Here is a 23,575-nt window from a genome sequence, read left to right as displayed (position 1 = left end):
TCTAAACTGACGTCAACATACGTAATGTCCCCTTAAGGGCTGCAATCCGTGCAGACAAATCCTGCGCCTGAGTTTCAATCCGCAGCTTGTCTTGCCCCATCAGTTTTATATGACGATGTTTTTGCACCAATGCAATGATACAAGCCGGATTGACCGAAGGATTAGGGCCAAATAGTAGTGTGACGATGCTTTCTGACATATCGATTTTTACAATGCCAAGTGTTTTGGCGACAATGCGTAGTCGGTGCGTTTCAATGAGCGCTTGGGCAGGGGGTGGGAGTTGGCCAAAACGATCGATCAACTCTTCATGGATGGCATCAATTTGGTCGTCAGTAGTGCAGCCGGCCAGGCGTTTATATAGGGAGAGTCGTTGTTGCACATCGCCACAATAATTTTCTGGTAGAAGTGCTGGAACATGCAAGTTAATATCGGTTGCAGCTGCAAGTGGCGCGCTTAGGTCAGGCTCTTTGCCTGCTTTGAGCGCATTCACTGCATCATGCAGCATCTCCGTGTAAAGTTGAAAACCAATTTCGTGAATTTCTCCCGACTGTTTGTCGCCCAGCACTTCTCCGGTGCCGCGGATTTCAAGGTCATGCATGGCGAGATAAAAGCCTGAGCCTAATTCTTCCATTTGTTGAATCGCTTCAAGCCGACGCGCTGCCTGTTTAGTTAATGCTTCTGGATCATGCACCAATAAATAAGCGTAGGCTTGATGGTGGGAGCGGCCCACTCGGCCTCGTAACTGATGCAATTGGGCTAAGCCGAATTTATCAGCACGGTGCATCAAAATGGTATTGGCGCTGGGTACGTCAATGCCGGTTTCGATGATGGTGGTGCAAAGCAGTACATTGGCGCGTTGTGCGACAAAGTCGCGCATGACGCGCTCTAGCTCACGTTCATGCATCTGCCCATGCGCTACGGCGATGCGGGCTTCGGGCATGAGCTCTTCGAGCATTAAGCGGCGTTGATGGATGGTTTCAACTTCATTATGTAGAAAATAAATTTGGCCGCCGCGTTTAAGCTCGCGTAGCATGGCCTCTCGGATTGTGCCGTGGTCTTCGCGCCGTACAAAAGTTTTAATGGCGAGCCGTTTTTGGGGGGCAGTAGCAATCACTGAAAAATCGCGTAATCCTTCGAGCGCCATGCCTAGCGTGCGGGGGATCGGGGTTGCGGTGAGCGTCAGTATATCGACTTGCGCGCGTAAGGTTTTGAGGGCTTCTTTTTGGCGTACGCCAAAACGATGTTCTTCATCGATAATCACGAGCCCGAGTTGTTTGAAATTGATTTGCGGCGAGAGTAATTTGTGCGTGCCAATCACAATGTCGAGGGTGCCAGCATTGAGTGCGTTGATGGCTTGAGTAATTTCTTGCGCCGTTTTAAAGCGTGATAGCTCAGCAATGCGCACCGGCCAATCCGCAAAGCGATCGGAAAAAGTCTGGAAATGCTGCTCGGCAAGCAGGGTTGTAGGCGCGAGTAGCGCGACTTGTTTACCATCCAGCACTGCGATAAAGGCCGCGCGTAATGCAACTTCTGTTTTGCCAAAACCAACGTCGCCGCACACCAGCCGATCCATGGGTTTGCCGCTGGTCATATCGGCCATCACAGCCGCGATGGCGGCTGCTTGGTCTGGCGTTTCTTCAAAGCCAAAGCTTTGCGCAAAGCGTTCATAGTCATTGGGCGAGAGCGAAAAAACATGTCCTTCGCGCGCGGCGCGGCGCGCGTATAAATTCAGTAATTCGGCTGCGGTGTCGCGGATTTGCTGTGCGGCTTTGCGTTTTGCCTTATCCCACTGGCCGGAGCCGAGCGCATGCAGGGGGGCCTGTTCTGGTTGAGCGCCGCTATAGCGCGAAATTACATGTAATTGCGAAACCGGCACATAAAGCGTGCTATTGGCGGCATATTCAAGGTGTAAAAATTCGGTTTCACCCTCGCCTAAATCCATTGACGCTAGCCCGTGATAACGTCCAATTCCATGTTGGCTATGCACGACAGGTTCGCCAATTTTAAGTTCGGACAAATCGCGTACCATGGCATCGACATTGCTCGCCTGCTCTTGCCGGCGGCGCCCGACGCGGCGCACCAGTCCGCCGTAAAGTTCCGTCTCGGTGACGATAGCGATATTTTCTGCGGGTAATGCAAAGCCCGCCGCGAGTGGAGCGGTTGTGAGCGCAAAGCGTACTGCTTCAGCCTGGGTAAAAGCGTCAAAGGAATCCAACAGCGCAGGTTTGAGCGAATGTTCGCTCAACATTTGCAGGATAGTTTCCCGCCGTCCAGCAGATTCAGCGGTGATTAATACGCGGGGTGATGGGGTGGCTAACCAGCTACGCAGCATGGCGACGGGGTCGCTAGCTTGACGGTTGATCGAAAGGGCCGGTAAGGGTTCTGCCCAGCGATTGCGTGGCGGCTGGTTGGCAACTGGCGGAGTCAGAATCAGACGAGCAAAAGGTTTAGCTAGGATAAAAAAATCTTCATCTGAAATAAACAGGCGCGTAGGTTCGAGAATGGGCCGTTCTCGATGATGGGATAAAAACGCGTAGCGCTGTTTGGTATCGCTGGCGAATTGCTTGATGGCCGTATCTAGATCGCCGATAAAGGCTAGATGAGCCGTGGGCGGTAAATAATCAAAAAGCGTGGCTGTTGCGTCAAAAAAAAGGGGTAAATAATATTCGATCCCTGCGCTTGGTATACCAACGCCAATGTCTTTATAGAGTGGAACTCGGCTTGGATCGCCATCAAATAGTTCGCGCCAACGGCTGCGAAAGGCCGTGCGGGCGGGTTCATCGAATGGGAATTCGCGGCCCGGCAAGAGCTTGACCTCAGGCACTGGATAGAGGCTGCGTTGCGTATCGGGATCAAACGCACGGATTGAATCAATTTGATTATCAAATAAATCAAGCCGGTAAGGTAAGGCCGAGCCCATTGGAAAGAGATCAATCAGTCCGCCACGCACACAATATTCACCCGGCCGCATAACCTGATTGACGTGTTCATAGCCAGCAAGAATGAATTGAGCTTTAAGTTGTGCAATGTCTAGCGGCTCACCTTGTGTAAATTTAAAGGTGTAGGCGGCCATAAACGATGGGGGCGCCATGCGGTAGAGGGCGGTCGTGGCGGGCACCAGCACAATATCGCAATGGCCTGCGCTGACATCATGTAGGGTGGCGAGCCGAGCTGAAACTAAATCTTGATGTGGCGAAAAAGCATCATAAGGCAGGGTTTCCCAGTCCGGCAAAAGGCGTACGCGCGCTTCTGGCGCGAAGTAAGCGATTTCATGCTGCAGTCGTTGAGCATCGGTGGCGAGGGCGCAGAAGACGACCAGTAAGGGGAGCTGCGTGCGATAGGCGGTGAAATAACGCGCGAGTGCGAGTGCATCTGAGGAGCCTGAGGCGCCATCAAAGACAAAGCGTTGCCCCGTTTTAACTAAACTAGGCGCATGAGAGGAAGCGGGCGTAAGGTTTTCAGGCATAGGGCGACAAGGCATAATACAAAAAAGCGGGGCGAGTTTTTGTGCAACCGCCGACGTAAAGGGAGCTATTATAAAAGCTGAATCTATTTTTTTATTTGGGTGGGGCGTAAAGTGGCGCTGCGGGAACGTCTTTTTGTAGTGATCCCTTGTGCTGGCGTGGGGCAACGGGCAGGCACTCAATTGCCAAAGCAGTATCGGATCGTGGCCGGTCACCATTTGCTTTATCACACACTCGCGGCCTTTGATGCCTGTTCTGAGTTAACTCAGACACTTGTCGTATTGGCGCGTGACGATGCACATTTTGATTCGCGTCATTTTAGTGGTTTGCGTTTTGCGGTACGCCGTTGTGGCGGCGAGAGTCGCCAAGAATCGGTGCTCAACGGCTTAAATGCATTGGCGGAATTTGGCGCGCGCGTAAATGATTGGGTATTAGTGCACGATGCTGCGCGGGCAGGCATCCAGCCAGAATTGATCCGTTTGCTGATTCGTACTGTGCGGGATGACCCGGTAGGGGGCATCATCGCCTTGCCATTGGCCGATACTTTAAAACGCCAGGCGCTTGAGCTTGACGCTGGAGCGGTACCGCTCGTACCTTCTATTATGCGCACTGAAGCGCGCGCAGATTTATGGCTGGCGCAGACACCGCAAATGTTTAGAGTGGGAATGCTACGCGAGGTGCTGGTGCGAGCGCAGCAAGAAGGGCATATACTAACCGATGAGGCAAGCGCCTTTGAATGGCTAGGATATTCGCCTAAGCTAGTGCAAGGGAGTCTGCGTAATTTTAAAGTCACTTATCCAGATGATTTCGAGGTCATGGAAGCCATGCTCAGTCATCAAAAGACCTAGCAAAAAGGGGATTCATCATGAAATTTCGGATTGGACAAGGCTATGATATCCACGAGTTGGTGCCAGAGCGGCCGCTGATTATTGGTGGCGTGCGGATACCCTGCGAGCGTGGCTTGCTCGGCCATTCGGATGCGGATGTACTCCTTCATGCGGTGATTGATGCGCTGTTAGGCGCGGCGGCGCTGGGCGATATTGGGCGGCATTTCCCCGATACCGATCCGCAATTTGGGAACGCAGATAGCCGCATGTTGCTGCGCGAGACCCTCTATCGAGTGCGCGCGGCGGGTTATACCGTGGTGAATGTAGATAGTACAGTGATTGCGCAAGCCCCTAAGCTAGCGCCTTATATTTCTGGAATGTGCGCTAATCTGGCGGCGGATCTGGGGGTGCCGCTTGAGTGTGTGAATGTCAAAGCAAAAACTAACGAAAAACTGGGTTTTCTTGGGCGTAGCGAGGGGATTTGCGCGCAAGCAGTGGTCTTGCTCGGCCAGACTTGAAAAACTCGTGCCTGACCCTAATCTGAGGTGCTGTAACCAAGCTAGAGGCTTTTCATGAGAATCGATAAATTCACTACCAAGTTGCAGCAAGCGCTGGCTGATGCGCAAAGCCTTGCGGTTGGCAACGATAATCAATATATTGAGCCAGCGCATTTGCTGTTGGCGCTCCTCGAGCAGCCAGATAGCGCGGCGCGTTCATTGTTGGCGCATGCGGGAGTGCAGCTTTCAGCATTGCAGCAAGCACTCAGTAGCGCGCTTGAGCATCTTCCCAAAGTTCAGGGTACCGATGGTAACGTACAACTGAGTCGTGATCTTATGGGCCTTTTGAATCAAACCGATAAAGAAGCGCAAAAAGCCGGCGATAGCTATATTGCTAGCGAAATGTTTTTACTGGCGCTGGCTGACGATAAGAATGCAATTGGCCAACTGGTGCGTCAGCACGGCCTAACGCGCAAGGCGCTAGAAGCCGCGATTGCCGCCGTGCGTGGCGGTGAAGCAGTCCGTAACCCTGAAGCGGAAAGCCAACGCGAAGCGCTTAAAAAATACACGCTAGATCTCACTGAGCGCGCGCGGGCTGGCAAGCTTGATCCGGTGATTGGCCGCGATGACGAAATTCGTCGTTCAATCCAAATTTTACAGCGCCGCACAAAAAATAATCCGGTCTTAATTGGCGAGCCTGGGGTGGGCAAGACCGCGATTGTCGAGGGTTTGGCGCAACGCATTGTCAATGGCGAAGTCCCTGAGTCGCTCAAAAATAAGCGCGTTTTATCGCTCGATCTGGCGGCGCTTTTGGCAGGTGCCAAATACCGCGGTGAATTTGAAGAGCGACTCAAAGCCGTGCTCAACGATGTGGCAAAAGACGAAGGCCAGACCATCGTTTTTATCGATGAAATCCATACCGTGGTGGGCGCTGGCAAGTCTGAAGGGGCGCTTGATGCAGGCAATATGCTTAAGCCTGCGCTAGCGCGTGGCGAGCTGCATTGCATTGGCGCCACCACGCTAGATGAATATCGGAAATATATCGAAAAAGACGCAGCGTTGGAGCGCCGTTTTCAGAAGGTACAAGTTGACGAGCCTACGGTAGAAGCCACCATCGCAATTTTGCGGGGCCTGCAAGAAAAGTACGAATTGCATCACGGGATTCAAATTACTGACCCCGCCATTGTGGCGGCTGCTGAGCTTTCGCAGCGCTATATCACGGACCGTTTTCTGCCGGATAAAGCGATTGATTTAATCGATGAAGCCGCGGCCAAAATCAAAATGGAAATTGATTCCAAGCCGGAGTCCATGGACCGGCTCGAACGTCGACTGATCCAATTAAAAATTGAGCGCGAAGCGGTTAAAAAAGAACCTGATGAAGCCTCGCAAAAGCGCTGGCAACTGATCGAAGCGGAAATTGATCGGCTGGGCAAGGAATATGCTGATCTTGAAGAAATTTGGAATGCCGAAAAAGCCGCGGTGCAAGGGAGTGCGCAGCTCAAAGAAAAAATTGAGCGCACCCGCGCTGAGATCGTGCGTTTGCAGCGCGAGGGTAAGTTGGATCAAGTGGCGCAACTTCAATATGGCGAACTGCCTCAGCTTGAGGCGCAGCTTAAACAAGTGAGCCAAGCTGAAACTGAAACAGGGCATGCCGTCGCTCGCCCGCAGTTATTGCGTACGCAAGTTGGCGCAGAAGAAGTTGCCGAGGTCGTCTCACGCGCTACGGGGATTCCAGTTGCGCGCATGATGCAAGGCGAACGAGACAAGCTGATGCATATCGAAGCCAAGCTACACGAGCGCGTCATCGGTCAGGATGAGGCGATTCGTGCGGTGGCCGATGCTATCAGACGCTCGCGAGCGGGTTTGTCGGATCCAGGGCGGCCTTACGGCTCCTTTTTATTCCTTGGGCCAACGGGGGTTGGTAAAACCGAGTTATGCAAAGCACTTGCCGCTTTCTTATTTGACTCACAGGAGCATTTGATTCGCATCGACATGAGCGAATTTATGGAAAAGCATAGCGTGGCCAGGCTGATTGGCGCGCCACCCGGTTATGTCGGTTATGAAGAAGGCGGCTATCTAACGGAAGCGGTTCGGCGCAAACCTTATAGCGTTATTTTGCTGGATGAAATTGAAAAAGCGCATGCTGACGTTTTCAATGTGCTATTGCAAGTGCTAGACGATGGCCGTATGACAGATGGGCAAGGGCGCACGGTTGATTTCAAAAATACCGTGATTGTGATGACTTCTAATTTAGGCTCGCAGCTGATTCAATCGATGGTTGATGCATCTCATCAGAGCGTGCGCGAGGCAGTCTGGACGGAGGTCAAACAATATTTCAAACCCGAATTTCTAAATCGGATCGATGAAGTGGTGGTTTTCCATGGCTTGGATCGCGCGCAGATTGAGTCGATTGCGAAAGTTCAATTGGCTAACTTGACGGAGCGCCTAGCTAAGCTCGATATGCAATTTGATATCTCTGACGCAGCGCTGAAACACATCAGCAAAGTCGGCTATGATCCGTTATTCGGGGCGCGCCCATTGAAGCGGGCAATTCAGCAGGAAATTGAAAACCCGATTGCAAAATTAATCCTTTCAGGAAAAGTTGGCCCGAAAGATCTGATTCCGGTCGATTATCAAGATGGGCAATTAGTGTTTGAGCAAGGGCAAGGTTAGCCGACTATATAGGACTGTCTGATTAAGGAAACGGCCATTTTATAAATGGCCGTTTCTTCTTCAATTACCTATATCGAGAGGTGATAGAGGCGCATTGAGTCAAGTCGCAAGGAAGCCGATGACTTACGCAACCCTTTGATTTACACGGGGCTTCATGCAGTAGCCCGGCGTTCCGAGGGAACTCGCCATGAGCCATATCTATTATGTGCTAAGATATAGGGCTTTTAAGCAAGCAGATGCGGTAGTGCTAGTAAGTACACGCTGACACGCTTTGGCTTTTCCCTTCTAGAATATCTTATGACCCGCGCGCTTCGCAATATCGCCATTATCGCTCACGTTGATCATGGCAAAACCACTTTAGTTGATCAGCTACTCGGCCAATCTGGCACGTTTCGAGAAAACCAAATCATTATCGAACGGGTCATGGATTCAAATGCTATTGAGAAAGAGCGAGGTATCACGATTTTCTCCAAGAATTGCGCGATTGAATACGCTGGCACTCATATCAATATTGTAGATACGCCGGGTCACGCCGATTTTGGTGGTGAGGTTGAGCGTGTATTGTCGATGGTTGATGGCGTACTGCTGCTTGTTGACGCAGTTGAAGGCCCTATGCCGCAAACCCGCTTCGTGACTAGAAAAGCGCTGGCGCAAGGCCTGAAACCGATTGTAGTTGTGAATAAAATCGATCGGCCTGGTGCGCGTGCCGAATGGGTCGTGAATCAAACTTTTGATCTATTCGACAAACTCGGTGCGACTGAAGAACAATTAGATTTCCCCGTGATTTATGCTTCTGGTCTGAATGGCTATGCCGGTCTTGACGAACATGTACGCTCCGGCGATATGCGGGTGCTGCTAGATGAGATTTTGCGTTATGTGCCGGTGCGCGCAGATGATCCAGATGGTCCGTTGCAATTGCAAATTTCTTCGCTCGATTATTCAACGTATGTCGGGCGCATTGGGATTGGCCGGATTGCGCGTGGCACACTACGGGTAGGCCAGGCCGTGGCCTTAGTCATGGGCCCGGAGGGCGCGGCCCTGAATCGCAAAATCAACCAGATCCAAAAATTCAAAGGGCTTGAGCGCGTCAATGTAGATAGCGCACAAGCGGGTGATATTGTGCTGATCAATGGCATTGAGGATATCGGGATTGGCGCAACGCTATGCGATCCGGCCCAACCAGAAGGGTTGCCGATCATTAACGTAGACGAGCCAACCTTAACCATGAATTTTTGCGTGAATACGTCCCCCCTGGCCGGGCGTGAAGGTAAATTCGTCACCAGTCGGCAATTGCGTGAGCGGTTGATGCGCGAACTCAATCACAACGTTGCATTGCGCGTGAAAGACACGGCTGATGAAACCGTTTTTGAAGTCTCCGGCCGGGGTGAACTCCATTTAACCATTTTGCTTGAAAATATGCGGCGCGAAGGCTATGAATTAGCTGTGTCGCGGCCACGCGTGGTATTGCGTGAAATAGATGGCGTCATGCACGAGCCCCTTGAGCTACTCACGGTAGATGTTGAAGATAGCCACCAAGGTGGGGTGATGGAAGAGATTGGCCGCCGCAAGGGAGAGCTATTGGATATGGCATCGGATGGGCAGGGCCGTACGCGCCTTGAGTATCGTGTGCCGGCGCGGGGGTTAATTGGCTTACAGAGTGAATTTCTAACGCTCACGCGAGGCACCGGCTTGATCAGCCATATTTTTGATGCCTACGCGCCATTGCGTGAAGGCACGATTGGCGAGCGCCGTAATGGGGTTTTGATTTCGCAAGATGACGGCGCAGCAGTGGCGTATGCACTCTGGAAATTACAAGAACGTGGCCGTATGTTTGTGCGCCCTGGCGATGCTTTATACGAAGGAATGATTATTGGGATTCATAGCCGCGATAATGATTTGGTGGTGAATCCAATTCGTGAAAAGAAACTCACGAATGTCCGCGCTTCAGGTAAGGATGAGCATATTGACCTCACCACGCCGATTCAACTTTCTCTCGAATATGCAGTTGAATTTATTTCAGACGACGAACTGGTGGAAATTACCCCGCAGTCTATCCGTTTACGTAAACGCTGCTTAAAAGAAAATGAGCGGCGGCGAGCAGAGCGCGGAAGTGCCGTTGCGTGAGAACCCTGAGATCTATTTTTGTGATAGATGCAATCCGGATGGGCTGCCGCCAACTTATGGTGCGATGTCTGCTGTTACTTTAAATAAACGCCATTATGTCTGAAACACTTATTTCGTCCGCGTCTAAAACCCATGCCGAGGATCTGCCGTGTTTTGACCATTTTGGCCTCCACGCCGATATTCTAAAGGCATTGGCTGGGCAAGGTTACACTACGCCAACACCGATTCAGGCGCAGGCAATCCCAGTGATTCTCGCGGGCCACGATGTGATGGGCGTGGCGCAAACGGGTACGGGCAAAACCGCGGGCTTTTCATTGCCGATGATCCAACGGCTTGTGCCGTATGCAAATACCAGCGCTTCTCCAGCACGGCATCCAGTGCGCGCATTGGTATTAACTCCTACACGTGAGTTAGCCGACCAAGTCGCTAAAAATGTGTGGACCTATGCCGAACACACGGCATTACGCAGTACCGTCGTATTTGGTGGCATGGATCTGCATCCGCAAGCGGCTGAATTACGGCGTGGCGTCGAGATTTTGATTGCTACACCTGGGCGCCTGTTGGATCATGTACAGCAAAAAAACGTTCAATTGGACCACGTCCAAATACTGGTGCTGGACGAGGCAGATCGAATGTTGGATATGGGGTTCTTGCCTGATTTACAGCGCATCTCAAACCTTTTGCCACGTGAGCGGCAGACTCTGCTTTTTTCTGCGACCTTTTCCAATGAAATCAAAAAATTAGCCGCCAGCTATTTGCAGAGCCCAGTTACAATCGAAGTCGCGCAACGCAACTCAACCGCTACCAATGTCCGCCAGATTGTCTACGAAGTGGCAGAAGGCGATAAGCAGGCAGCGGTAGTCCAGTTAATTCGCCAGCGTGGTTTAAAGCAAGCGATTGTTTTTTGCAATAGCAAAATCGGTGCGAGCCGGCTGGCGGGGCAACTAGAGCGCGAAGGGATCATTGCCGCCGCCATTCATGGCGATAAAACCCAGAATGAGCGGATGCAAGCGCTTGATGCGTTCAAGCAGGGCGCCCTCGAAGTGCTGGTGGCTACGGATGTAGCTGCGCGTGGCTTGGATATTGCTGAGCTACCTGCCGTGATTAATTTTGATTTGCCTTTTAGTGCAGAAGATTATGTGCACCGAATTGGCCGTACTGGCCGGGCGGGGGCATCTGGGGAGGCGCTTTCATTGTGTAGCCCACATGAATCTAAGCACTTAGCCGATATTGAGAAACTCATTAAGCGCGCGCTTGAGCGTGAGCCGCTGATGCTTGAAACAGCACGTACATCAAGTCGTACGCGTCACCGAGATCATCCCTCTTCCGCGCGTCACGCAACCGGTAAACGATCTGCGCAAACGGTGGAGCTAGACGATTTTTTCAGTAAACCTTACCAACCTGCTAACCCCATCCCGCAAGCTAATCCGGAAGTGTCAGACAGCGCCCGCACGAATCATCTTCCCAAAGCAGCACCAAAGCGCCCGTTAGCCGCCCTGCTAGGCGGCATGTCTTATAAGCCTAAGGCGAACCAGTAAAGCGCCCAGGGAAGGGGGGGACGGTATTTCGCTACGCAGCGGCCCGCCTAGGATAGCAGTGCTGGCAGTGTTCACCAGGCACATAATAGGGCGAGCGTTGGTCTTCTGGCGTGAGCACTGCGCGGCAGCCAAAGCACTGTAGCATGGCTGTTGGCTTAAGCTCTGGATTTAAAGCGGTGCGCTGATCAAATACAAAACAATCGCCGTTATAATGCGCACCCCCGACTTCCTCGAAATATTTGAGGATCCCGCCATCCAGTTGATAGACCGATTCAATGCCAATATTTTGCATATGTAATGCAGCTTTTTCGCAGCGAATCCCGCCGGTACAAAAAGACACGACGGTTTTGCCAGTGAAATCCTCACGATGCGCTTCGATCGCAGCAGGGAATTCACTGAATTTTGTAAGCCGGTAATCTAATGCGTCAGCAAACGTACCGACATCTGTTTCGAATCCATTCCGTGTATCCAGCATCACCACTGGGCGGCCGTTATCGTCTTGCCCACGGTCAAGCCATTTTTTAAGCGTTTGCGCGCTCACTTCAGGGGCACGGGCCTGGCCTGGCTGGATTGCGGGGGAGTGCATGGTGATGATTTCTTTTTTCAATCTAACCAGCATCCGCCGAAATGGCTGTTTAGCGCTGATGCTTTCTTTGAACTGTAAATCCGTTAAATGACCGGCAAACAGCGGATCCGTGCGTAGCCAGTGTATAAAGGCATCAGCCGCAGCACGGGTACCCGCGACAAATAAATTGATCCCTTCAGGCGCCAGCAAAATAGTGCCGCGCAGGCTGAGCTCATCGCAACGTGCGCGCATCGGCGCACGCCATTCGGCAGGGGAGTTGAGTGTGAAAAAACGGTAAGCGGCGAGATTAACAATCGAATTCATGACACGGACAAGTAAGTGTAGTGTGTTTTGTTGTAAGCAGAACTTAGCATTGTCTCATGTTGCCAAGTTGTTTGCTAAAAGTGAATTTTAGCCTGACAAAAAATAAGCCATGAGGATAACAGAATGCGTTAGGCGCTTCAAATGGGGGGCTGTGGTCGAGTCTGCTTAGCTTTTGTGCACGGAGTTCCTGCCAGAAATGATGCAAATCAATAAAAATTTCTTAAAAAGATTATTTGCATAAAATAAATAATTGCGCAAGTTTATTTGGTGTTTTGAGAATCATCATTTAGACTGAGCGCATTACATATGATTAAACGGGGTGAATGATGTTAAGACCTATTCATGGTATATACACTCAATACATTCGGACTCATTCGATTACACCAGATAGGCCAGAGCAAATAACCCCCCCTTCTAATCCAGAAGCGGATGCACCGACGGCGAATAGTACTCGGTCTAACGCAACAAGTGCGTATCCCGAGCTCCCCCATTTTAATTTTGTCCCACGCGGTCTGAATAGCGTTATAAAGATTGCCGGGGAGCCGGCCCAATTAATTTTTTCTAATGCCAATGGGATGGAGTGCTGCGGCTATCATTTTCTGAACAGCAGCCGTATTGTATTGACGACAGGTGAAGCTGTTTTAAATGATGATGGCGAGGTTCAGACATTTCGCCTGAAAGCAGGTGAAATGACGATTCAAAGCAGGACGACACTCAAACAGTATGAGCAGATTGATCTGATTGCGTATTCGATCAGAATAGAAGGTGAGATGTGCGCAAATAAAATCAATATCAGCACGACGCAAGAAGTCAATTACGTGGAGATAGGGCTGCCGATGAGTATGGCCCAGCAGGAAGTACCGATAATCAGCGCAGAAGCTCAGTCGAATTTACAGCGTCGGGTGCAGTTCACGAGTACTGCTAAATTGCAGGCTAAGGAGGAACTCAATATACAAACAGATAGGCTGGATAACGCCAGCTCCCAGATTCAATCAAACGGGAATGTCACCCTGAAAACCAGCAGCTTAACTGGCACAGGAGCGGTGATTGCAGCACGGGATCTTACTGCAAAGCTGGAAGAAGACTATACACATAAGAATCAATTGAATGCAGGTCGGCATTTATGGATTTCGACGACTCAGCGTTTAGTGAATCAAGATAACATAAAAACCCAGGGCGACGTTACGCTTGAGGCTAAGGAATTTGAGAATCAGGCAAAATCTTCAATAAAAAGTGTTCATCTTAAACTCAAAGCAGATTCGCTGAAAAATCACGGCGTGCTTCAGGGCAGCAACCTTACCATCGATGTGCAACACATGGTTAATGATGGGACGGGTAGTACAGATGAGCATCAAGCCGGAAAGATCATCGCGGAGCGTCAACTTACAATTCAAGCGCAGACATTGCACAACCAAGAGCAGGGGTTAGTGTATAGCGATGACGAGTTAACGATAGGAGACATTCCAGATACTCCGTACAAAGTGGATGGAGCAATGCAAGCGCTCGTTAATTCGAATTCTTCTACGATAGCGTCAAGCAAGAAGCTATCGATTCAAGCGGGCTTTTTGGATAATGAAGATGGGCAAATTAAGGCCGGCTCAGAACTTATTCTGAGAAGTCAGATATTTACCAATCGGCAGGGACGCATAGAAGCGAAGGGAGATCAAAGCGTATTGGATGTTCGAGCCAAGACGATTGATAATATTTCTGGATGGTTGCTTAATGTGGGTACAGGAAAGACCCAGATTATTGCTCAGCAAGCGCTAGGTAATTCTAATCCTGAGGCAATCGAAGGAGCTGGGATAATCTTTGGTAAAGGTCCAGTGACTATTCAGTCCCCTGAACTGCTAAATGACGCAGGCGGAGCCATTATTTCGGATCAGATACTCAAAATAAAAGCGCCTCTCTTGGCTCATAGGCTAAGTACTTTATCGGCAAGCCGGAGAATTGAGATTAACACGAATCAATTAACCAGTGCCGGAGGATTGATAGCCGTTGGTGATGACGAGAAACTTAAGACGGAAACCTCGCTGGGTGTAAAAGACCTCTCTCCTTATATTGCACACGTAGGCGTGCTTAAAGTGCGCGCCCAAAAAGTGATCAACACTTGGCATAAAGGTAAAAAAGTACAAAACACCTTGATTCGCGTACAAGGCAGAATCACAATAAAAGCACAGGCTATCTACAACACGTATCAAACCCAGATTTTAGGACAACGCGTCAACCTAAGTGCAGTCAAACTTTTCTCCAACTCGAATAGTGCGATTTCTGCACGTGATGAATTTACGCTCATAGCTGAGCATTTTATCAATACTCATGGAGGGAGTTTACACAGCAAGGGAGGTATTCTGCTTGAGGTGAAAGAGCTAGAAAATCGAACGCGTGCTTTGATTGATGGCAGATTCTTGACGCTACTCTTACAGAATCAGCTCAAAAACAGCGGAGTTATTCAAGGTGGCACAATCATTATCGATGCACAAAACCTGATGAATGATGGCGAAAACAGGACAGATCGACAGCCAGCTGGAGCGATCATCGCGCGGCACCATCTTACGATCGGAGCGCAGGCATTACACAACCAAGAGCATGGGTTACTGCGCAGCGATGGTGACCTGAGTATAGGAGATACGCTTGATGCACAACACCAAGTAAAGAGCTCAATGCAGCGGCTTGTGAATTCGAGTTCCTCTACGATAGAGTCAAAAGAAAAACTATCGATTCAGGCAAGTCAGTTGGAGAATAAAGATGGGCACATTAAGGCTGGCTCAGAACTGATTCTGAGAAGTCAGGTCGTTAACAATCGACAGGGACGCATAGAAGCGAAGAGCGATCAAAGCGTATTGGATATTCAAGCCGATGCGATTAATAATATTTCTGGCTGGTTGCTTAATACGGGGACAGGAAAGACCCGGATTATTGCTCAGCAAGCGCTAGGCAATTTTAATCTTGCGGCACTCGAAGGAGCGGGGATAATTTTTGGTAAAGGCCCAGTGACTATTCAGTCCCCTAAGCTGGTCAATAATGTAGGTGGAGCCATTATTTCGGATCAGATCCTCAAAATAAAGACGCTCCGCTTAGACAATAAATTGAGTACTTTATCGGCCAGCCGGAAAATCGAGATAAAGACGGACAAGTTATACAATGCTGGAGGATTGATAACGGTTGGTGAAGAGGAGAAATTCAAGAAAGAAACTTCACACCACATAGACAGTCTGTCCCGCAATGCACCCTACGTAGGCATACTGGAAGTGCGGGCTAAGGAAGTAGTCAATACTTGGGATGAGGTTGAAAAAGTACAAAAAACTCTGATCCGCGTACAAGGAAAAATTACCATACAAGCACAGAGTATCTACAACGCACATCAAACCCAGATTTTAGGGCAGCACATCAACCTAAACACAGAAAAGCTTTTCTCCAATTCAGATAGTACGATTTCTGCAAGTGATGCATTCACGCTCGTGGCTGAGCATTTCATAAATTCTGAGGGAGGGAATTTACACAGCAAGGGAGACATTCTGTTTAAGGTGAAAGAGCTTGAAAATCGAGCGCGTGCTTTGATTGATGGCAGATTCTTGACGCTAACCTTACAGAATCAACTCAAAAACAGTGGGGTCATTCAAGGCAGCACGATCACTATCAGCGCACAGAACGTGATTAATGATGGTGCACATGACACCGACGAACAGCAAGCTGGAGTGATCATAGCGCGGCACCATCTTACGATCGGAGCACGGACATTATACAACCAGGAGCATGGGTTACTGCATAGCGATGGTGGCCTGAGTATAGGGGATACTTTCGATGCACAACACCAAATAAAGAGTTCCATGCTGCAGCTTGCGAATGTGAGTTCCTCTACGATAGAGTCAAAAGAAAAACTATTGATTCAGGTGGGGCAATTGCATAATGAAGATGGGCAAATTAAGGCAGGCTCAGCATTTATTCTGGGAAGTAAAGTAATTAACAATCGACGGGGACGCATAGAAGCGAAGGGTGATCAAAGCGTATTGGATGTTCAAGCTGAGGCGATTGATAATCTCTCCGGCTGGCTACTTAATGCAGGTACAGGAAAGACCCAGATTATTACCCATAAAATAATAATCAATTCTAATCCTGAGGCAATCGAAGGAGCGGGGATAATTTTTGGTAAAGGCCCAGTGATTATTCAGCCTCTTAGGCTCATAAATGATATAGGTGGAAGCATTATTTCGGATCAGATACTCGAAATAAAGGCACCTCGCTTAAACAATAGATTGAGTACTTTATCGGCCAGACGGAAAATCGAGATAAAGACGGACAAGTTATACAATGCTGGAGGATTGATAACGGTTGGTGAAGAGGAGAAATTCAAGAAAGAAACTTCACACCACATAGACAGTCTGTCCCGCAATACGCCCTACATAGGCATACTGGAAGTACGTGCTAAAGAAGTAGTCAATACTTGGGATGAGGTTGAAAAAGTACAAAAAACTCTGATCCGCGTACAAGGAAAAATTACCATACAAGCACAGAGTATCTACAACGCACATCAAACCCAGATTTTAGGGCAGCACATCAACCTAAATACAAAAATTTTCGCTAACTCGAATAGTACGATTTCTGCACGTGATGTATTCACGCTTATGGCTGAGCGTTTTGTAAATTTTAAGAGAGCGAATTTACACAGCAACGGAGATATTCTGCTTGAGGTGAAAGAGCTTGAAAATGAATCTGAGTCTTCAATAGAAGGTGCTTACCTTAAGCTCAAAGTTAAAGAAGGCTGGCTTAAAAATGATGGAGTAATTCAAGCGAGCACGACGGCCCTTGATGTACAAAATCTCACCACACAGGAAGGCTCGCTCCATGTACAAGGCGGGCTCACCATTGAAGTTGAGAGTTTTCTCAATTCAAATACAGGTCGAATCCTAGCGAAAGATCTGAATCTGAATGCCAAAACAAACCTTATCAATCAGGGCGGCACGGTATCTGCACGTGACACGCTGTCGTTAGCAGCCCAGTCCGTTATAAATTCAAATAAAGGGCTTTTGCAAAGTGATAAGAGCCTGCATATTTCAGCGACTGATTTTGGCAATTCAGGTACTTTGCATAGCAAAGACCAGGTATTGATCAAAAGTGAAAGAGGACTCAATTTTAGAAACGAACGCCAAGGTTTAGTTTGGGGCAAAACGGTCTCAATGGGTGCACATGACCGACTTAACGGGTTTCTGGTCAACCAAAGTGGCGTGATTTTCGCGCAAAATAAGCTTGAGATGGGGTTCAAGGAAATTACAAATCTTGACCACGGCACGTTGTATAGCGGTGGCCCCCTGACGATGGGTGGCGTACTGGATGCTCAACTCAAGATACAGGGTCTCAGTGAGCAGGTCCTCAATCATGGCGCGTTGATTGATGCGTCAGGCGATCTGACCATCCATGCCAACAAACTGCTCAATCAAAATGCAAGATTCGAAATCGAAGAAAGGCTGATTGAGGAGCGGGGCATACACGAATGTCACGATGACCAGACAAACCAACGCTTTGATGGCTCCCAAATCGCCTGGCACGGCGACGTAGGGGGCCTCTACCGTGTGCACAGCTCCGGTCATGAAATATTTCGTTTTATCAACTATGTCTTTACGCGCCGAGTGACCACAACCAGGGTGACGCACAGCGAACCTGGCAAGATTCATGCAGGTGGCGCGATCTCTCTGTCAGACCAGGTGATGAACGATAAAAGCATGATTATCGCTGGAGGGGCGCTCAGCGACCTTGAAGGCAGGCCTGCCCAAATTGAAAACCGGGATGCCATCGGTCAACGCGTCACGACTGATCAGGGAACCTTGCAATACTCAGATAGAAAGTGGCGAGGCGGGTTCAAGCGCTATTTTCAACGGGAGTGGGGTGGGCACGCGCCCTACCATCCGGCACCAATGGTCGAGCATCACACGCTGACGGTCGCCGTCTCTCAACCGCATACGGCAGTAGAGCATTCTGCGCCCTCTACCGCCTTAGTGCCGAGTTCTTCGGCTTTAAGCCGTAATACTTTATTAAATAGCGGCTTATTGCACCTGAACACCGATCCCAATCAACCCTATCTGATCCAGATCGACCCCCGCTTTACCCGCCACAGCGACAGGGTATCGAGCGATGTATTGCTGCGCTTACTGAATCTGGACCCTCAGCACATCCCTAAGCGCCTGGGCGATGGATTCTATGAACAGCAACTGATCCGGGATCAGATTATCGGTCTGACGGGCCATTATTATTTATCCAGCTATCACAATCCCATCGCTGAGATTCGGGACTTGATGCACGCCGGGGCAGACTGGGCCCAACGTTTTAATTTGATGCTCGGCATTGAACCGACACCTGAGCAAATCAATGCGTTAACCACCAGCCCCGTCTGGCTGGTGAATCAACGTGTTCAATTACCCGATGGCTCAGAACAGACGGTCCTGGTGCCTAAAGTGTATCTGGCCCCAAGCGATGCACCGGCCATCCCACGAAGCAATGCACTGATTTCAGCCGATACGATCGAGTTAGAGAGCGACCGCCCCTTTAAAAACACCGGAACCGTGCTCAGTCGCAGCACAACACGTATTCGCGCAAGCCAGATCGATAACGCGCGCGGCACGCTGGCCAGCCGGGGCACGCTCTCTATCCAAACCCGCGACGACATCGATAGCCGTGCCGGCAAGCTGATTGCCGTTAAAAAACTCACCGTACAGGCCGGCCAAAATCTACAATTGCAAAGCCAGACACAGACCACTCATGCCGCCAGCGGCAGCCGAACCCATCTAGTGGGCCTCACCCAGATCCAGGCCGAAGAATTAGAAGCAACAGCAGGATCCGATCTCCATCTTGCCGCCACCCAAATTGAAGTGGAACACACGGCAAGGTTAGACGCGAAACAAGATCTGATCTTAGGGGCCGCCACCACCGGCTTGCAACAGAAGATCGTCTGGGATGAGCGGAATGCCCTCAGCTTAAGCCAGCATACCGAAGTCGGCACCCAGATTCAGGCCGGCGCGCTTGAGCTGAAGGCTGGGCGCGATGTAACTGCAACCGGCGCGTATGTCAAAGCGGCAGAGAAACTCGCGGTGAAAGCCCGCCGAGATATTCATTTGGAAGCCGCGTATGAAGAGACGGATTTTAAGGAGTCTCATTATCATGAATCGAGTCACTTCTTCGGTTCCTCAAGCGAATTAACGCGCAACGCGCTGTATAGAAAACAAGCGTTAAGCAGCACCTTATCTGGAGGCACAGTACAGATAGAAGCCGGACATGACCTGAATATCCTCGGTTCAAACGTGGCGGGGATGCATGATGTGGATCTTTATGCGGGAAATGACCTCCAGCAAAAAGCGGTCGAACAGGCTGAGCGCACTCAGCGCTATTCCGTTCAAGAACGCTCCGGCTTATTAGAGAGCGGGAAATTCGGCGTGACGATCGGCACGCGAACCCAAAAAGACGCTCAAGAAAAGGAGCACACCCCTCAGATTGGCTCAGTCATAGGCAGCGTATCAGGTCCTGTCAGAGCGATTGCCGGCCGAGACTACGAGCAAAGCGGCAGTCAATGGGTGGTGCCCACCGGCGATATAGAGATTCGAGCCGGTCAAGGCAAGATTGAAGCGGCCTATGAGCAAAGCCGAGTCTGGCAGCGCAGTGAATGGCATCAATCGGGTCTGACGGTATCGGTCAGTGCGCCGGTGATTGCCGCGGCCCAAACGAATCGTCAGATGCTGCAAGCCAGCACCCAGGTCAGCGATGCGCGGATGCACGCGTTAGCGGCGGGTGCAGGCGCCCTGGCGGCGAAAAACGCCTACGATGCGATCAAAGCAGATCCGAAAGCAGCCGGTGGCGCCACCGTGAGCGTAATGCTGGGCGAAGAGCATTCTGAAAGCGAGCAGATACAGCTCAGCCGGACGGCGCTCAACAGCACCCTGGCAGCCGGAGGGAATATCTCGATCCAGATCGGTGGCTTAGGAGAAGAGTCCACACTGGATCTGATGGGTGCTCGCATCGAAGCCAAACAGAATATAGCGCTCAACGTAGAAGGTCGTCTGAAGGTGGAAGCTGCGCCCAATAGCCTGATTGAGCAAAGTCAGCAGCACAGCCAGAGTTCTGCAGTGGGGGCCGTGGCAACCCTGGGCAGTCAAAGCTCAGTGGGCGCATCGGTTGCACTCAGTGTAGGGCATGGCCGTACAAAAGGAGCGCAAATTAACTATACGCCGACTCTGATTCAGGCGGGTGGCACGCTAGAGCTCAAAGCAAAAAGCGATGTGCGCCTCAAAGGCGCTCAGATGGTGGGCAAGCAGGTTAAAGCCCAGATTGAGGGTGACCTTGACATAGACAGTGTGCAAAACACGGCGAGGTACCAAAGCCATGCTCAAAGTATCTGTGGCAGTGCGACCGCCGGCTCTGTCTCGGCAGCGAGTCTGAACGTCTCACAACGCAGGATGGACAGTGATTATCTGAGTGTGGCAGAACAAGCGGGGATTCAGGCTGGAGAGGATGGCTTTCAGATCAGCGTTAAAGGAGATACGAAGCTGGTTGGTGGCGTGATGGCAGGTTCTGAGCAGGCGGTGCAGAAAGGCAAAAATAAACTGATAACAGCAACTCTGCACAACACGGATCTGACGAATCAGGCGAGCTATTCTGCAAGCAGTATCAGCTTAGGCGGTGGGTATAGTCAAAGTGGCAAAGGAGTGGGCTCAGACCCATCAGGAAAAGCCATAACGCCGGCGCATAGCGGCAATCAACTGGCAAGCCGGGGTGGAGTGAGTGCTGCGCTACCGATTGTGATGAGTGCTTCAGGCCAGGCAAGATCCACTACCCGCAGTGCGATCAGCGGTGCGGAGATGGTGATTACGGATGAGGCGCGGCAAATCGAGCTGACGGGACATAGCGCGGCCGAGACGATTGCAGACCTAAACCGTCATCCGGCACAGAGTCATCAAGCGTTAGCGCCGATTTTTAATCAAGCGGAGATTGAAGCCGGCTTTGATATTGTCCATGCATTAGGTCGGGAAGCCAATACTTTTATCGTCAATCGAGCCCGGGAAGTAGATCAAAAGCTCGAGCAAGCTAAGCGTATCGAGATGGCGGGTAATGAGCCAATGCCTGTGGAGCAGCAAGAGGCATTACAAAACATGGCAGTTGAATTGCGCGCCCAGGCGCAAGCGCTGAATCAGCAATGGGGACCTGGTGGCTTAAGCCGGCGGATATTGACAGCGTTAACCGCAGCCGCCTCCGGTAATGTAACAGGGGCGACCGAACAGTTTGTGCAAAGCGGTGTTGTGAATTTGCTCCAACAGCACGGGGCAGGCTACGTTGGCGAGTTGGTGAAATCTGGCGCAGTAAACGAAGGCAGCGCAGCGCATGCAGTGTTGCACGCACTGGTTGGGTTAGGTGGCGCAGCCGCCTCGAATCAAAGCCTCGGCGCGGGGGCATTAGGTGGCGCGGTATCGAGCATTTTAACGCATGCCTTTAGTCCGACCCGTCCAGATGAAACGCGTACTGAACAGGAAGCCAAACACAATCTTGCGACCACACTGGTTGCGGGTGTAGCGGCACTGACTGGGGCCGATGCGACTGTGGCTACACACAGTGCCGCAGCGGCTATCGATAATAATTGGCTGGCTACAGAACAACTCGTGCTAGCCCAAAAAGAATTAGATGCCTGTGAAGACGATATCGTCTGCAACGCAGGGACAATGATTAAATGGACCGGTGTTTCGGCGAAGCAAGATGCATTGACAATGTCGGGTCTGATCAGTGGTTTGGCTGAGGCGGGCTGGCATGATTTAAAAGGATTGGCCGAATTTTTTAAAGATCTTCCCAAGAGTCTAGAAGGATTAGCTTCTCTGGTTAACCAAGAAGTACGCGATCAAATAGGAGAAGAGATTGCTGCTGAGTTCAATGCCAAAATCAACCGGATGCAGGTTGCCTTAAGAGAAGGCGGCGACCAAAATGCATTACAGCTTGGCCGGGATTTAGGCAATTTAATCTGGCAGATAGGCTCAATCGCAATGGGAACAGTAGGTGCGGCTCAGCTCACTGCATCGCTGGGTAAAATTGGAGTTCGTTTAGGTAAGGAAACGGCAAAAGAGTTTTTGCATGTTGACTGGGTGACGATGGGGGGGAATTTCGGTCATAACGGCAAGCCATTGCTAGACTTTAAGCAATTAGCCAACATGGAAAAAAGCATGGTGGGCGAGCACTTTGGTGGCAAATTTATTCAGAATTTACTGCCCGATGCACAACCCATTGCACGAGTGGGTGCGAGTGAAAAAGGCATTGATGCCTTGTATAAGGTCAATAAGAATGACATCGACTATGTCATAGTGGAATATAAATATGATAAATCTAGATTAAGCAAAAAAACCGCTGACGGGCCACAAATGAGCGATAGCTGGTTGATTGGGAAGAAGACCGGGAATGACCGAATTTTAAAATTTGCCGGTCAAAAAGAAGCTTTAAATATTACAAAAGCGTGGAAAGAGGGGCGTGTTGAAAAATGGCTCGTCCATACGAGCCGTCATGGTAAAGTGTCCGTTAGTCTCTTAGATAAGAATGCCAAACGGATCCCTTATAATACCTCGAAACTGTTGGGGGCAAAATGATTCGTGATAGCTTAAAAGACAAAGAATGGTTTGATAAGTGGATCAAATTTGACGAATATGCGATTGGTGAATATATTAAGGGTCTCAAAACTCATTTTAATGATCCTACATATAAGCCGCAATATATCTTTGAATTAGTTAAAATATATTGGTATCTAATGCTTAGCTGTTATTCTCGAGGGGATGCTATTCATGAACTAGCTCAATACTTTCCACCCATGCTTGATGCTTGGGAAGAGTCTGAAAGGTTGGGGAAAGATATTTGGGACAAGCAAACGCAATACACACGTAATGCATGGGAGGTCAATTTTGATCAATACATTAATTGTTTTTGGCTGGTAGGTCTGGCTCTGGCCCTTGAAATCCCCAATGATCAATGGCAACGGTTACTTGTACTGATTGGTAATGAAGGGGAAGATGAATTGTTAGATCGTATCATTGCTAGCCGAGAGCCCTCGCGTAAGATTGGGAATAAGCTATGCCATGCAAAACCCTATCAGCGCTTGCTTGACGCAATTAACGCACCTAAGGATCAGCAGGCAAAGAAGCTCAAAATTTTTGTTGAAAAATGGTATGCTGAATTAATTCGGCAGCCTAAAAAAGAACAGCCCCCCAAAATAGAGGCTTTATTTTCTAAACGTCCATATTGGTACAATTTTCATCTTAATACGATTGAACAAGGGTGGTATTTCGGTTATTGGTGTATCGAAGCTATAGCCGCCGTCAAAGCTTTTGGCTTAGATGATTCTTTATGCTTAGGCCATCCCAATTATCCCGGCGATTTATTGCGACCCAATGGCCCTTCTACTCACCCTGAACGAGTAGAGAATGATCTAGCAGTTAAGGAAGAACAGGCCAACGAAACATCAGAAAAGAATTCCCATCATTTTTGGTCGAGGCTTTTTAATATAATAAAGCCTAAGCTTTGATTAATATTTTTATGAATTTCAATAAATATA

The 23,575-nt window shown here is 49.9% G+C and carries 9 protein-coding genes; 7 read left to right on the top strand and 2 right to left on the bottom strand.

Translation table 11 applies throughout. The features are described 5' to 3' along the window. Window position 1 precedes the first annotated feature (1 nt). Window positions 2-3,466: a transcription-repair coupling factor gene (gene mfd / locus MPB2EB_RS04950; RefSeq protein WP_185181264.1), complete on the bottom strand. Its 3,465-nt coding sequence runs from the start codon at window positions 3,464-3,466 to the stop codon at window positions 2-4. A gap of 117 nt (window positions 3,467-3,583) precedes the next feature. Between mfd and ispD the strand changes: the two genes are divergently transcribed. From ispD to MPB2EB_RS04925, 5 genes are all read left to right on the top strand, one after another. Further along, window positions 3,584-4,312 (top strand): 2-C-methyl-D-erythritol 4-phosphate cytidylyltransferase, encoded by a 729-nt coding sequence (ispD, locus tag MPB2EB_RS04945; protein WP_185182666.1) that lies wholly within the window; start codon window positions 3,584-3,586, stop codon window positions 4,310-4,312. Between the two features lie 17 nt (window positions 4,313-4,329). Continuing rightward, the gene (gene ispF, locus MPB2EB_RS04940; RefSeq protein ID WP_185181263.1) at window positions 4,330-4,809 is read left to right on the top strand and encodes a 2-C-methyl-D-erythritol 2,4-cyclodiphosphate synthase; all 480 of its coding nucleotides are present in this window, start codon (window positions 4,330-4,332) and stop codon (window positions 4,807-4,809) included. Between the two features lie 54 nt (window positions 4,810-4,863). Further along, the gene (gene clpB / locus MPB2EB_RS04935; RefSeq protein ID WP_185181262.1) at window positions 4,864-7,461 is read left to right on the top strand and encodes an ATP-dependent chaperone ClpB; all 2,598 of its coding nucleotides are present in this window, start codon (window positions 4,864-4,866) and stop codon (window positions 7,459-7,461) included. A 297-nt stretch (window positions 7,462-7,758) separates the two neighbouring features. Continuing rightward, window positions 7,759-9,585 (top strand): translational GTPase TypA, encoded by a 1,827-nt coding sequence (gene typA, locus MPB2EB_RS04930; RefSeq protein ID WP_185181261.1) that lies wholly within the window; start codon window positions 7,759-7,761, stop codon window positions 9,583-9,585. A 95-nt stretch (window positions 9,586-9,680) separates the two neighbouring features. Further along, the gene (locus MPB2EB_RS04925) at window positions 9,681-11,123 is read left to right on the top strand and encodes a DEAD/DEAH box helicase (protein WP_185181260.1); all 1,443 of its coding nucleotides are present in this window, start codon (window positions 9,681-9,683) and stop codon (window positions 11,121-11,123) included. 31 nt (window positions 11,124-11,154) lie between these two features. Here MPB2EB_RS04925 and MPB2EB_RS04920 read toward each other — a convergent pair whose 3' ends face one another. Beyond that, a complete protein-coding gene (locus MPB2EB_RS04920; protein WP_185181259.1) occupies window positions 11,155-12,012 on the bottom strand; it encodes a sulfurtransferase in 858 nt (285 codons plus the stop codon). Window positions 12,013-12,335: 323 nt separating this feature from the next. Between MPB2EB_RS04920 and MPB2EB_RS04915 the strand changes: the two genes are divergently transcribed. Beyond that, the gene (locus tag MPB2EB_RS04915; protein WP_185181258.1) at window positions 12,336-22,616 is read left to right on the top strand and encodes a hemagglutinin repeat-containing protein; all 10,281 of its coding nucleotides are present in this window, start codon (window positions 12,336-12,338) and stop codon (window positions 22,614-22,616) included. Next, entirely contained in the window at window positions 22,613-23,545 is a 933-nt protein-coding gene (locus tag MPB2EB_RS04910; protein ID WP_185181257.1) for a PoNi-like cognate immunity protein, read from the top strand. The genes MPB2EB_RS04915 and MPB2EB_RS04910 overlap by 4 nt, the downstream gene beginning before the upstream one ends. Window positions 23,546-23,575: the final 30 nt, after the last annotated feature.

Source organism: Mycoavidus sp. B2-EB, assembly GCF_014218255.1.
Classification (GTDB): Bacteria; Pseudomonadota; Gammaproteobacteria; order Burkholderiales; family Burkholderiaceae; genus Mycoavidus.
Note: the sequence above shows the minus strand (reverse complement) of the source record. Positions and strands in the feature narration are given on the sequence as shown.